General features: G+C 71.3%; 9 protein-coding genes. 7 read left to right on the top strand and 2 right to left on the bottom strand.

Annotated features, from left to right (window positions below; translation table 11 throughout):
- The first annotated feature begins 58 nt into the window (after positions 1 to 58).
- The 6 genes from AB0C28_RS36105 to AB0C28_RS36080 all read left to right on the top strand — a co-directional run bounded on the left by AB0C28_RS36105 (position 59) and on the right by AB0C28_RS36080 (position 11,068).
- On the top strand, positions 59 to 835 hold the full coding sequence (locus tag AB0C28_RS36105) for a class I SAM-dependent methyltransferase (RefSeq protein WP_106240821.1): 777 nt from the start codon (positions 59 to 61) through the stop codon (positions 833 to 835).
- Between the two features lie 112 nt (positions 836 to 947).
- Positions 948 to 3,332: a hypothetical protein gene (locus AB0C28_RS36100; protein ID WP_358080144.1), complete on the top strand. Its 2,385-nt coding sequence runs from the start codon at positions 948 to 950 to the stop codon at positions 3,330 to 3,332.
- A gap of 4 nt (positions 3,333 to 3,336) precedes the next feature.
- Positions 3,337 to 5,157 carry a UvrD-helicase domain-containing protein gene (locus tag AB0C28_RS36095; protein ID WP_357854773.1) on the top strand — a complete coding sequence of 607 codons (1,821 nt, stop codon included), beginning with the start codon at positions 3,337 to 3,339 and terminating at the stop codon, positions 5,155 to 5,157.
- 48 nt (positions 5,158 to 5,205) lie between these two features.
- Positions 5,206 to 7,050, top strand: coding sequence for a sigma factor-like helix-turn-helix DNA-binding protein (locus AB0C28_RS36090; protein ID WP_357854776.1), 1,845 nt, complete (start codon positions 5,206 to 5,208; stop codon positions 7,048 to 7,050).
- A gap of 20 nt (positions 7,051 to 7,070) precedes the next feature.
- Positions 7,071 to 8,438 (top strand): cysteine--tRNA ligase, encoded by a 1,368-nt coding sequence (cysS, locus tag AB0C28_RS36085; RefSeq protein ID WP_357854779.1) that lies wholly within the window; start codon positions 7,071 to 7,073, stop codon positions 8,436 to 8,438.
- Between the two features lie 143 nt (positions 8,439 to 8,581).
- On the top strand, positions 8,582 to 11,068 hold the full coding sequence (locus AB0C28_RS36080) for a penicillin acylase family protein (RefSeq protein WP_358080184.1): 2,487 nt from the start codon (positions 8,582 to 8,584) through the stop codon (positions 11,066 to 11,068).
- Positions 11,069 to 11,137: 69 nt separating this feature from the next.
- Here the strand turns inward: AB0C28_RS36080 and AB0C28_RS36075 are convergent, their stop codons facing one another.
- On the bottom strand, positions 11,138 to 11,563 hold the full coding sequence (locus AB0C28_RS36075) for a hypothetical protein (RefSeq protein WP_358080143.1): 426 nt from the start codon (positions 11,561 to 11,563) through the stop codon (positions 11,138 to 11,140).
- Positions 11,564 to 11,637: 74 nt separating this feature from the next.
- Between AB0C28_RS36075 and AB0C28_RS36070 the strand changes: the two genes are divergently transcribed.
- On the top strand, positions 11,638 to 12,747 hold the full coding sequence (locus tag AB0C28_RS36070; RefSeq protein ID WP_358080142.1) for a hypothetical protein: 1,110 nt from the start codon (positions 11,638 to 11,640) through the stop codon (positions 12,745 to 12,747).
- Between the two features lie 109 nt (positions 12,748 to 12,856).
- Here the strand turns inward: AB0C28_RS36070 and AB0C28_RS36065 are convergent, their stop codons facing one another.
- A complete protein-coding gene (locus AB0C28_RS36065; protein WP_358080141.1) occupies positions 12,857 to 13,354 on the bottom strand; it encodes a flavin reductase family protein in 498 nt (165 codons plus the stop codon).
- Positions 13,355 to 13,358: the final 4 nt, after the last annotated feature.

The raw sequence follows: 13,358 nt of genomic DNA, 5'->3' as shown, positions 1-13,358 counted from the left end.
GTGAACAGACAGCACGGCCACGGGGGCCCGATGTCTGATCGATTGTGAGCTGATCGTCTTGCGATACGACACACCGAGTTTGGAGCGGTGGAACAGTCGCGCCTACGACAGCAGCTTCGGCTACGTATCGACCCAAGGCGCGCCACTGGTCGACCTGCTCGACCCCCGGGCCGGCGAGCGAGTGCTCGACCTCGGCTGCGGCACCGGGGTGCTGACGGCGCAGATCGCCTTCAGGGGCGCCGACGTCCTCGGCATCGACGGCTCGTCCGCCATGATCGAGAAGGCGCTGGCGCAGTATCCCGGCATCGACTTCATCATCGGCGACGGGCACGACTTCACGGTGGTGGACCCGTACGACGCGGTCTTCTCCAACGCGGCGCTGCACTGGATGAGCCGCGACCCCGCCGCCGTGATCGCCAGCGTCCGCGAGGCACTCAAGCCTGGCGGACGCTTCGTCGCGGAGATGGGCGGCGCGGGCAACTGCGCCGAGCTGACCACCGCGATGCTGACCGCGTGGCGCGAATACGGCCTGCGCGAACCCGAGCTCCCGTGGTACTTTCCCACGCCTGCCGAGTACGCCCGCCGCCTCGAGCAGGAGGGGTTCGTCGTCAGGTTGCTCGAATACTTCGACCGGCCGACCCCCCTTGACGAGTGCCCCGGCGGGGCCGCCGACTGGGTGCGCGTGTTCGCCGCATCGGTGCTCGAAGGGCTTCCCCCGGAGATCGTGGAGCCCCTGCTCCGTCGCGTCAACGAACTGGCCGCGCCCGCACTTCGCAGGGAGACTGGCTGGATGGCCGACTACGTGCGTCTACGCTTTGCCGCTGTTCGGCGTTGATGCGTCGTGCATGATGCGTAGGGCTGTTTTGCCGGACTATGGTCTGTTCCGTGGGCGGCGAGATTTGGGCTGCACCGCTGCGGCGGCGTGAGGGGCTGGTGAACGGAACGGGATGAACTTCTGCCTGAGCGACCTCGTACCACCGTTGAGGTGGAGCGACGCGTCGACGATCACGCTACTCACCGGGCAGCCGGACCTGCCGGATGCGTGGTGGCGCAGCCTGCCCATGCCCCGCGTCCTGGCCGCGATCGGCCCCGAGTCGCTGGGCGAGCTGCTGACGGAGATCGCCCTGGAACACTGGCCGGCCGCCTCGATCGGCGACGTCCTGCCCGCGCTGCACGTGCTGGACCCGGACGAGGCCGACGAGCCCGCGGTCGCCATCGCGCTCGACCGCACCGGGTCGTGGGCCGGTCTGCTGGCGCTGACCAGCCGGGAGCTGGTGGACCAGCCCTTCATCCAGGCGCGGCCGGTGCTGAACACGCTGTTCTCCGCCGTCCTGGTGCACCTCGCGCAGCCGCTCGCGTACGCCGCTCCGGCCCTGGGCGGAAGGCAGGAGCCGCCGCTCGCCACGCCCGCCGGCCTGCCGCAGGCCGCACCCGTGGCCGCCGAGCCCGTCGCCCCGCCAGTGGACCAGCCAGTGGACCAGCCCGCGGACCAGCCCGCCGAGCTGGTGGCCGCCCAGCCCGCCGAGCCGGTGGCCGCGCGCGAGGCTGAGCCCGCCGCTGCGGCGCCGGAGCCGGAGCACGAGGCCGAAGAGGCCCACGCGGGGCCGGTCGCGGCGGAGAACGCCGCTGGGGACGCCGCCGGCGCTGAGAATGGCCCTGAAACCGGTGCCGAGGCTGGGGACGCCGCCCGGCACGACGCCGAGGTGGCCGCCGCCCAGCACGCGGCCGAGGTCGCCGTCGCGGAACAGGCCGAGGAGGCCGTCGCGCGGGAAGCCGAGCCGGAGAGCGCGCCCGGGAGCGAGCCCGAGAGCGAGCAGGTCGTGGCGGCACACCACGGCGACGCCCTTGAGGAGCACCACGAGCACCACGGAGACGCGCTGGAGGTCCAGCACGGAGACGCGCTGGAGGCGCCGCACGGGGACGCACTGGAGGCGCCGCACGGCGACGCGCTCGCGGTGCACCACGGGGACGCGCTCGATACCGCCGACGAGCCCGTGCCCGACGCCCAGGAGGCCGAGCCGGCCGGGGACGTCCTCGATGAGCAGATCCCAGAAAACGTTCACGAAAACGGTCACGCAGACGTTCACGAAAATATTCACGCCGAGCAGGTCCCGGTCGAGCAGTTCCCCTTGGAGCCCGCTGAGCAGCACGGCGAGCAGGCCGGTGCCGAGGGCGGTCGCGAGCAGGAGCTGCCTGAGCTGATCGAGGCCGCGTTCGCCGGTCTGGACGACAAGAGCTGGGCCGTGGCCCAGAACCGGGTCTTCACCGACGAGCCCTCCGCCGTGGACCAGCTCGCCAAGCTCTTCGCCGTCCCGCCCGCCGAGATCGCCGCCACCGAGGACGAGCTGCGCGCCCGCCTCGACCACTGGCTGTCCAGCGACGAGGCGGCCCCGTACCGCGCTCATCTGGACGAGCTGGTCGCGACGATCGGCCCCGAGGCGCCCAAGGAGCGGATCATCGGCGCGGCCGACTGGCACAACGTCGAGATCCGCGCGCTGGAGGTCCCCGCCTGGCAGTTCGTGCTGACCACGCTGGCCCCGCCGCCCGTGCGGGAGCAGCAGTACGAGCAGCCCCAGGAGCCCGAGGCCCAGCCCGAGCGGATCCCGGACCAGCAGGTTCACGATCAGCCTGACCAGTACGGCCCCGACCAGCAGGCCGCCATGCGCCAGGAGCCGGTGGAGCTGCTGCAGTCGGCGTTCGGCCCCGCCCAGACGCCGCCGCCTCCCCCGGGCCCGCCACAGTTCCAGGCGTTCAGCCCGGTGGCCCCGCCCGCGAGCGAGACGAACGGCGGCGCGCCCGAGCCGGACAAGCCGTACCAGCCGCTGAAGGACGTCTCTCAGACCAGGCGCTGCTTCAGGCAGCCGGACGGCCGCTGGTGGCTGCGCGTGGACGTGACCGGCGAGCAGCTGGCGGGCGGCGAGTGCGCGCTGCCGACGGGCTTCGCCTCGTACCTGGGGCTGAACCCGGGTGAGAGCAGGACGGTCAGGAGCGCCGCGGGCGAGCTGACCATGACCTGGCACGGCTCGCCGGTGCTGCAGTCCATCGAGCACCTGCTGGTGGACGTGGGCGCCCGCGAGGGCGGCCACCTGTTCCTGACGCTGTCGGACGAGGGCGTGCTGAGGGCCAGGCACCTGCCGGTCGCCGCGCAGGGCGCCGAGAAGATCACCAAGGCGTTGCGCCTGGTCGGGTACACGGCCCCTGGAGGCACACGAGATCAGGCGGCCAGGGTGATCGCGACCAGGATCGGCATGACGGGCCCCGTCGCCCTGCCCGACCTGCTCAACAGGCTCCGCGAACGCGGTGACCGCGACCTGCTCGAACTATTGGACTGAGCCTGTGCCGCGGCTCGCGATCGGCCCGGAGTTCCCCAGGGAGCTCAGCGCACTGGCCCCGCCGGTGCGCAGGGACGCCGTGGTCGCACTGCGCCGGTTCCTGCTGAACGTGGCCGGCGCCCCGCACGCCGAGAGGGTGCGGGGCGCGCGCGATCCGCGGGTCGCGACCCTGCGCCTGGCGGCCGGCCACCGCGGGGTGGTGGTGCGGCAGCGGGACGTCTACTGGCTGCGCGACGTGCTGCCGGAGGCCGAGGCCTGGTCGTACGCGCGCCGCCACCGCTACGGCGTCAACCCGGTGATCGGCGTCGTCGAGGAGTGGGACGCGGAGTCCCTGGAGCGGGTGGAGCCCGCATTACGCCGATCGGCGGGGTCGTCCGGGCTGTTCGACCCGATCTGCGACGGCGACCTGCTGGGCCTCGGCCTCGACCTGCACGCGCTGCCGCTGTTCCGGCTGATCACGACCGAGGCCGACGTGGCCGCGCTCGAACCGCTGCTGCCGCCCACCCAGTACGCCCCGCTGGCCGTGCTGGCGCGCGGCGGCACCCTGGCGGAGGCGTGGCGCGAGCTGGACGCCTGGCGGGCCGCAGACCCGGAGAGCGGCCCGATCGACACCGACGACCTGTACGCGGCGCTGCGGCGCAGCCCCGACCGCGCGGCGTTCGTCCAGGACAAGGTGGCGCTGGAGCGGGTGCTGGACGCGCCGGACTGGTGCACGTTCCTCGACCCGCCGCAGCACCGGCTGGCCAGGGCCGCCAGGTACGAGCACCCGGTGCTGGTCATCGGCGGGGCGGGCACCGGCAAGACCGTCCTGGCGCTGCACCGGGCGGCCCATCTGGCGGCGCGCGGCGCGGGGCCCGTGCTGCTGGTGACGTTCTCGCAGAGCCTGGCCGACGAGCTGTCGGCCAAGCTGGACCTGCTGATCGAGGACGAGGTGGTGCGCAAGCGGGTCGAGGTGGACAACGTCGAACGCCTGGCCCTGCGCATCGTGGCCGACGCGGAGGGCCGCCGCCCGGCGCTGGTCGGCCCGGGGGCGCGCTCGCTGGCCGAGCTGACCGACGAGGCGTTGCGGTTGCTGTCGATCTCGACGGGTGATCTGCTCGACGATGTGGATCCCGGGCTGAAGCCGTACCGTCACATCGTCGTGGACGAGGCGCAGGACATCAGCGCGGCGCAGTGGCGGCTGCTGCGGGCGGCGGCGCCGCGGGCGCGTGACGACCTGTTCATCGTGGGCGATCCGCACCAGCGCGTCACCGACGCTCGGGTGGCGCTCGGCGCGCTCGGCATCCCCGCCGTCCAGCACGCGCTCAAGCTCTCCTACCGCCTGCCGCAGGAGGTGCTGTCGTTCGTCGTCCGGCTGCGCGGCGGCGGCCTGTCCTCCGGGCTCGTCGCGGGGGTCACCGACATGTACGGCCTCAGCGCGACGCGCAACGGCGATCGGCCGCTCGTGCGGGCGTACGACACGCTGGAGGCGGAGCTGGCGGGCCTGCGCGCCACGGTCGAGGGCTGGCTGGCCGACGGCGTGCCGGCCGGCGAGATCGCCGTCGGCGCCCGTCACCAGCGGCTCGCGCGCCGGGCCGGCCGCGCGCTCGACGGCCTGGACGTGCGGGTGGCGAGCTTCCCGCAACTCAAGGGGTTCGAATTCGAACGCGTGGCGCTCGTCGGCGTCGCCGAAGACGTGGTGCCAGGGCCGCTGCCGGAGGAACCGCAAGCACGCGCGCACGCTCTGCAACGCGAACGGAGCATACTGTTCGTCGCCTGCACCCGTGCTCGCTCGATGCTCTATATCTCCCATTCTGGAAGAGGCAGCCCGTTTCTACCGCTCTGATCACATAGTCTGAACTGCGGATATCTTCCCTTTGCCGGTTGGACCTCAATGAACCTCAGCCTGAGCGACCTCACGCCACCACTGCGCTGGACCTCTCCTGGTCAGATCGCGCCGATCGTGGAGGAGCCACAGCTGCCCGAGGCCTGGTGGCAGGCGATTCCTCTCGACCGCGCGTGCGCCATCGTCGGCACACAGACCGTGGCGGGCCGTCTGGCCGACCTGGCCGTGGCCTGCTGGGGGCATCTGACGCTCGGCGACATTTTGCCGCTGCTGCGGTTCTCCGACCCCGCCGAGGCCGAGCGGACGCCGGAGACGCTGGGCAAGGACGTGGTGCAGAAACTGTTCAGCGGCGTCTTCGAGCGGCTGCTCGAACCCGCGCCCGAGGCCGGGCCAGGCCCGGCAAGGACGGACAAGCCGCTGCCCGAGCTGATCGACGAGCTGTTCGCGGCGCTGGACGACCGGCAGCGGGCCATCGCGCGCGACCGGCTGTACGCCGAGCAGCGGGCCACCCTGGACGAGCTGGCGCAGCGCTTCTCCGTCACCAGGGAGCGGATCAGGCAGATCGAGCGCGACCTGCGCGAGCAGATCGACGCCTGGCTCGCCAAGCCCGAGGCGGGCGGCCTGGTCGCCCACGTGACGTGGCTGCGCGGGCGGCTGGGCGTGGCCGTGCCGGCCGAGGACCTGCAGACCGTCGTGCCGTGGCACGCGGGCGACCTGCGCGCGCTGGGGATCCCGGCGTGGCGGTTCGTGCGTACGCTGATGACCGGCTACGAGCAGTCGGACGGCTGGCTGGTGGCCGGCGGGGCCGACGACCTGCGGGAGAAGACGCGCCAGCTCTTCACCGACGGGCCCCGCCCGCTGCCCGAGGCCGTGTCCATGGTGTCTCAGCTCGGCGTGCACGAGGACGTGGCCGAGCGGTGGATCCTGGCCGTGCCGCAGCTTCGCGTGCTGGGCCAGCACGTGGTGCCGTGGCCGCGCAGCATCAACGAGAAGGCCGAGGCGGTGCTGGCGGTGGCGGGCACACCTCTGTCGCCCGAGGAGATCCAGGAGCGCATCGGCGAGGACTACAGCCTGGTCGGCATCCGCAACCAGCTCACCGCCGACGAGCGCTTCCGCCGGCTCGACCGCAACAAGTACGGGCTGACCAGGTGGGGCGGCGACGAATACCTGGGGATCAGGGAGATGATCGCCAGGGAGATCGAGCGGGCCGGCGGCGAGGCGTCGGTGAGCACGATCGTGGCCAACCTCACCTCGCGCTACGACGTGAGCGAGAGCTCCGTGCGGGCGTACTCGGGCGGGCCGGGGTTCGAGCGCACGCAGCGGGGCTGGATCCGGGTGGCGGGCACTTCGCCGGGCGGGGAGGCGGAGCCGTACCAGCCGCGCAAGGACGTCTCGGAGACCCGGCGCAGCTTCCGCTCCCGCGACGGGCGCTGGTGGCACCGGGTGGACATCAACGCCGAGCACCTGCGCGGTTCCGGCTCGCCGCTGCCGACGGGGTTCGCGGCGTACCTGGGGATGGCGCCCGGCGGGCAACTGACCGCCTCCGCGCCGTCCGGCGACGTGGTGATCAGCTGGCACAACCAGCCCACCATGGGGTCGATCCGCAACATCCTGGTCGAGTACAAGGCCAACGAGGGCGACCACGTCTTCCTCACCGTGTCCGACGGCGGCGAGCTGCTGACGCGCTACCTGCCCGCCGCGCCCCTGGCGATGCCGCCGGTGAACCGGGCGCTCTACCTGCTCGGCTACACCGCTCCCGTCAGCTCGGAGATGGAGGGTCTGCGCCTGATCGGGGCCAGGATCGGGCTGCCCGACACGGCCGGCCGCGAAGAGGTGATCGCCAGGCTGCGCGAGCGCGGTGACCGGGACATACTCGGTTTCCTGGGCGGATGACGCCGAGCTAAGCTCGGGAGATGTTGCGGATCTACGACACGCGCGCCAGGCAGGTCGAGCGGATCGACGCCGGGCGGGCGCTGCGGATGTACACGTGCGGGCCGACGGTCTACCGCCCCGCGCACGTGGGCAACCTGCGCACCTACGTGCTCTCCGACCTGGTCAGACGGGTCCTGGAGCGGCGGCGGGTGCGGGTCGTGGCCTGCCAGAACATCACCGACGTCGGCCACCTCGCCGACTCCTCCGCCGGTGAGGGCGAGGACAAGGTTCTGGCCCAGGCGCAGGCCGAGGGGCGCTCGCCGCTGGAGCTGGCCCGCTTCCACGAGGAGTCGTTCGTGGCCGACGCCTCCGCGCTCAACCTGCGCCCGCCCGAGCACATGCCGCGCGCCAGCGAGAGCGTCGAGCTGATGGTGGAGCTGATCGCCAAGCTGATCGAGCAGGGGCACGCCTACACCGTGCCCGACGGGTCGGTCTTCTTCGATGTCCGTACGTTCCCCTCATATGGCGATATATCCGGCAACCGGCTCGACGAGCTCAGGCCCGCCCACCGCATCGAGGCCGTCGATCCCCGCAAGCGGTTCCACGCCGACTGGGCCCTGTGGAAGCCCGCCGAGGGCGAGCTGACCTGGGACACGCCCTGGGGCAGGGGCTTTCCCGGCTGGCACGTGGAGTGCTCGGCCATGTCGCTGCGTTTCCTCGGCTCGCGCATCGACCTCCACCTCGGCGGGATCGACCTGCGCTTCCCGCACCACGAGGACGAGCGGGCCCAGTCCGACGCGGCGGCCGGGCACGAGGTGGTGCGTCACTGGGTGCACGGCGAGCACCTGCTGTTCGACGGGCGCAAGATGGCCAAGTCGACGGGCAACGTGGTGCTGCTGTCCGACGTGGTCGCCGAGGGGCTGGACCCGCTGGCCGTGCGGCTGGCGTTCCTGGAGCACCGCTACCGCCAGCAGCTCAACCTGACCTGGGACACGCTGCGGGCCGCCGACCGTACGGTGCGCAGGTGGCGGGCCCGGGTGGCCGAGTGGTCCGAGTCGGTCAGCGCTCCCCTGTCCAGGGACTACGCCGACCGGGTCGAGGCGGCCTTCGACGACGACCTCGACACTCCGGCGGCGCTGCGGATCCTGCGCGAGCTGGAGCGGGACGAATCGGTGGCGCCAGGGACGAAGTTCGAGACGTTCCTCCATCTGGACCAGGTGCTGGCGCTCGATCTGTCCACCGAGATCGGCAAGGCCAAGGTGCTGCCGCCCGGGGCCGGTGAGCTGCTGGAGGCGCGGGAGCGGGCGCGCGAGGCGAAGGACTGGCCGGCCTCCGACCGGCTCCGCGACAAGCTCGCCGACCTGGGCGTACGGGTGTCCGACACCTCCGAAGGCCAGACCTGGGAGTGATCGTCGCGGCCTGAAGGACGTGGGGCCGAGCGCCCGCGGTCGGCGCCGTCGCGGCCGGGAACGCGTCCGGAGGAGTGATCGCGAACTGCCAGACTTGATGCCAGTTCGGCATGAAGGAGGTGGCGGTGAGGCCCTATGCGTGGATGCCGTGGCCGTTGCGGTGGGCCGCCCGGTCGTTGACCGTCGCGCTCGCGCTGGTCCTCGTGCTGGCGGGCGTGCTGGTCTACACGGTGCGGAAGTCGTTCCCCCAGGTGGACGGGTCGCTGCGGCTGCCCGGCTTGACGGGAAGTGTGGAGATTTATCGCGATAAATCTGGAATTCCACACATCTACGCTGACAGCGCCAAGGACCTGTTCATGGCCCAGGGCTTCGTGCACGCCCAGGACCGCTTCTACGAGATGGACTTCCGCCGTCACACGACCGCAGGGCGCCTGTCCGAGCTGTTCGGCGCCGCCACGCTCGCCAACGACAAGGCGCTGCGGACCATGGGCTGGCGCCGGGTGGCCGAGCAGGAGCTGCCCGAGCTGGCCCAGGAGACGAAGGACTACCTCGACGCGTACGCGGCGGGCGTCAACGCCTGGCTCAGCGCCAACCCCCACGCCTCCGACCGCAGCCTCGAATACTCCGTGCTCAAGCTCCAGGGCGGGGGCGGCACGCCGGAGAAGTGGACCGCGGTCGACTCCCTGGCCTGGCTGAAGGCCATGGCGTGGGACCTGCGCTCCAACATGGAGGACGAGATCGACCGCGCGCTCGCCCTGACCAAGCTGCCCAGAGAGCGCGTCGACCAGCTCTATCCCGGCTACCCCTACGACCGCCATCTGCCGATCGTCAACGAGGGCGGCATCGCCCAGAGCCGCTTCGACCAGCGGGCCCAGCCACGGGTGCGGGCCGGGCGGGCGCTCACCGACGCGGCCGGGACGCTGCGGAACGTGCCGAGCACCATGAGCACCGCGGACCGGGAGGGCGTCGGGTCGAACTCGTGGGTGGTCTCCGGCGCCAACACCCTCAGCGGCAAGCCGCTCCTGGCCAACGATCCCCACCTGTCGGCGCAGATGCCGTCGGTCTGGTATCAGGCGGGGCTGCACTGCCGCGCGATCACCGAGGCGTGCCCGTACGACGTGACCGGGTTCACCTTCGCCGGGCTGCCCGGCGTGGTCATCGGGCACACGGACAAGATCGCCTGGGGCTTCACGAACCTCGGGCCCGACGTGGCCGACCTGTTCCTTGAGCAGGTGACCGGCGACACGTACCTGTACCAGGGCGAGCAGGTCAAGCTGGAGACCCGCGAAGAGGTGATCAAGGTGGCCGGCGGGTCGCCCGTCACGATCACCGTCAAGAGCACCCGGCACGGCCCGCTGATCAACGAGGTGATGCCCAACGCGCGGCCCAGCGGCGAGGCCAACGCGGTGGCGCTGCAGTGGACCGCGCTGACGCCGGGCCGCACGGCCGACGCGATCTTCGCGCTGAACAAGGCCACCGACTGGAACGAGTTCAAGGCGGCGGCCTCGCTGTTCGATGTCCCTTCCCAGAACCTCATTTACGCCGACACGACAGGCAAGATCGGATATCAGGCCCCCGGGCGCGTCCCCGTACGGGAGAAGGGCGACGGCACCTGGCCCGTTCCCGGCTGGACCGGCGAGTACGAGTGGCGGCCCGCGCCCATCCCGTACGACCAGCTGCCCACCGTCGAGGACCCCGAGGACGGCTACATCGTCACCGCCAACAACGCCGTCATCGACCCCGCCCGCTACCAGCCGCTGCTGACCAAGGACTGGGCCTACGGCTACCGCTCGGAACGCATCCGCACCCTGCTCAGGGAGGCGCTCCAGAAGGGCCCGATCGACACGGAGACGATGCTGCGGATCCAGCGCGACTCCGCCAACGGCTTCGCCGAGACGCTGGTGCCCGCCCTGATGAAGGTGGACCTGGCCGGGCCCGCCGTACAGGCGAGGGAGTTACTGAAGTCGTGGGACCGCACGCAGGAATCCGGCTCGGCCGCCGCGGCCTACTTCAACGCCGTCTGGCGGCACCTGCTCACGCTGACGTTCGACGACGACCTACCGGAGGCGGCCCGGCCCACGGGAGGCGACCGCTGGTACGAGGTCGTCAGGCGGCTTCTGGAGGCCCCTGACGACCCGTTCTGGGACGACGTGGGCACCAAGGAGCTCAAGGAGAGCCGCGACGACGTCCTGCGCCAGGCGCTGGCGTCGGCGTACCAGGAGCTCGCCGACCGGCTCGGGACGGACGTCAAGGCGTGGCGCTGGGGCGACCTGCACCAGCTCGAACTGGTCAACGGCTCGCTCGGCGTGTCGGGCGTCGCGCCGGTCGAGGCGCTGTTCAACCGGGGGCCACTGGCGGTGTCCGGGAGCAAGGACGCGGTCAACGCCACGGGGTGGAACGTCCAGGAGGGGTACGCGGTGACCGCCGTGCCGTCGATGCGCATGGTCGTCGATCTGTCGGACCTGGACAAGTCCCGCTGGATCAACCTGACCGGCGCCTCGGGGCACGCCTTCCACGACAACTACTGGGACCAGGCGAAGGTGTGGGCGAAGGGGGAGCTGCTGCCGATGTACTCCTCGCCCGAGGCGGTCAAGAAGGCGGCGGTCCACACACTGCGGCTCACGCCGTGAGCACGCGGGGTGGCGTCCTCTCGGCGGAGAGCAAGCCCTGACCGGAGCGCCTTTCTTTACACGATCGCGTCAACCCGCGCTGCCGGTGCCGCGCCGCCACCGCGCCGGCCTGCGCGGGTAACCGCCGTCGTCCAGCCCGGCCAGCCGTTCGAACATGTTGTACGAGGCCTGGTGCCCGCAGACGATCACCGACACGAGCATGGACAGCAGGTAGAGCGGCAGCATCGGCAGCCCGACGCACCAGGCCCACTGCGTGGCGTGGCGCCCCTCGTGCAGGATGAGCTGCTCACTCAGTGAGTCCTGCCTGGTCAGGACTACATTCCCGACGGTGAACGCCCCCGCGATGGGGAACCTGTAGCGGTAACCGAAGGCCAGGATGAGGCCGTTGGGACCGGGCGTCCTGGACGCCCCGCCGACGAAAGCGATCAGTAGACCGAGCGGCGTGGAGAGGTTGACGTAGTTCGCCGCCCGCCGGAACCGGAAGCGCCTGTTCATGCGTCTGAGTCTTGACCAATCTTGACAAGTCGGAATAATGATCCCCGTCCTGAAATCTCCCAAAGAGCAGGATTATGAGATTCTCCATCCTGGGCGCGCTGCTCGGCACCGTTGCACTGGCAGGAGCCGGCGGAGTCGCGATCACCCAGACGTCAGCGACCGATTCCCTACGATTCACTGACACCCCTTCCAACGCGCGGCTGGCGTTAGCCGCCGAACCCTCCACGTCGCCGCCGTCCGAGACGCCCCCGTCCCAGACGCCCCCGTCCCAGACACCTGGTGCGACGCCGCCTACCGAGACGCCGCCCCCGGCCGAGACCTTGACCCCGGCCCCCACTCCCACGGAGAGCCCCACGACCGGGGAATACACCGCCGAGACGAAGGTGGTCAAGAGGCGGGGCGTTTCCTATCTGAACGTCTCGGTCACCTACGAAGGCGCGGGCTTCTTCGCCGTCGAGCAGCGGGTGTGCAAGAGAAGATCGTGCAAGACCGCGAGCGTGGAGTTCACCGTGCTCGGCGGTGAAGGGAACACCCGGGCCCGGCTGGGGCGCGGCACGTACAAGAAGCAAGGCGAGGCCGACGTCGCCATGGCGCCGCTGCCGACCGTCACCATCAAGGAGACGGTCACGGTGACCGAACCGGGTCCCACGGTCACCGTCACGGAGCCGGGGCCGACGGTGACGTTCACCTGTCAGCCGTCCGTCGAACCCACTGATCCGCCCAGCGAGCCGCCTGCCGATCCCACGGACACGGCGCCTCCCGCGGACACGACCTCACCGTCCGCGAGCGTTCCCCCCACCGTGACGCCGACGCCCAGCGAGACGCCTACGCCTACGCCTACGCCTACGCCTACGCCCACGGTGACCGATCCCCCGTCCGATCCGCCGACCGTACCGCCGTCAGAAACGCCGAGCGACCCGCCCGCGGACACCGCTCCGCCGAGCGCGACCCCGACGGCTGAGATCCCGACCTGCCCGCCGCCGTCCGAACCTCCGGCCGAGGACCCCTCGGAGACCCCGACGCCGGGCGAGACACCGACCCCCACCCCGACGCCGACGCCGACGGACACGAGCGTCCCGACCGACACCCCGACCGACACCCCCACCGACACCCCCACCGACACCCCCACCGACACCACGACCGACACCAAGGCCGACGCCACGACCGCCGCGCATCACGAGTAGGTCACCGTCCCCGACCAGTAGCACGAGCACACGACCGGGCCAGGCCGAAGCGCCTGGCCCGGTCCATGCCCGGCCTCGTTCCCCGCTCCCGACCCGGCGGACATTAGCCTCAGAAGGTCTTGTAACGCCCCTCGTGGTACAGGAGCGGCGCGGCGTCCGCCGGAGTGTCCAGCGCGCTCACCTCGCCCACCACGATCGAGTGGTCCCCGCTGTCGTGCACCGCAGTCGTCGCGCACTCGACGGTGGCGATGGCCCCGTCGAACAGCGCCACCCCCGACGACTCCCCCCGATGATGCGGCCACCTGGTGAGCTGGCCGTTCAGCGGCCGCCCCCGGTGGGCGAAGAAGCGCGAGGCGTCCTCCATGGAGGCCGGTAACACCGACACGCCCCACGTCCCGGTCTCCAGCACCGCGTCGTGGAACCGGGCCACCTTCTCCGCGCAGAACAGCACGAGCAGCGGATCGAGCGAGACGGAGGTGAAGGAGTTGACGGTCATCGCATGATCGACGTCACCGAGTCTGGTCGTGACGATCGCGACTCCTGTGGCGAAGCGGCCGACGACTTTACGGTAGGTTGCCGGGTCCACGTGCCGCTCGATGGAATGCACTTAG

It is taken from the genome of Nonomuraea sp. NPDC048892, from assembly GCF_040649735.1.
GTDB lineage: Bacteria > Actinomycetota > Actinomycetes > Streptosporangiales > Streptosporangiaceae > Nonomuraea > Nonomuraea maheshkhaliensis.
This window is presented reverse-complemented; position numbering and strand designations above follow the sequence as displayed.

Bases quoted from the DNA above. Each gene is read 5' to 3' on its own strand.
- AB0C28_RS36080 (WP_358080184.1), top strand. From the start codon at position 8,582: ATGCCGTGGCCGTTGCGGTGGGCCGCCCGGTCGTTGACCGTCGCGCTC.
- cysS (WP_357854779.1), top strand. From the start codon at position 7,071: ATGTTGCGGATCTACGACACGCGCGCCAGGCAGGTCGAGCGGATCGAC.
- AB0C28_RS36075 (WP_358080143.1), bottom strand. From the start codon at position 11,563: ATGAACAGGCGCTTCCGGTTCCGGCGGGCGGCGAACTACGTCAACCTC.
- AB0C28_RS36100 (WP_358080144.1), top strand. From the start codon at position 948: ATGAACTTCTGCCTGAGCGACCTCGTACCACCGTTGAGGTGGAGCGAC.
- AB0C28_RS36070 (WP_358080142.1), top strand. From the start codon at position 11,638: ATGAGATTCTCCATCCTGGGCGCGCTGCTCGGCACCGTTGCACTGGCA.
- AB0C28_RS36090 (WP_357854776.1), top strand. From the start codon at position 5,206: ATGAACCTCAGCCTGAGCGACCTCACGCCACCACTGCGCTGGACCTCT.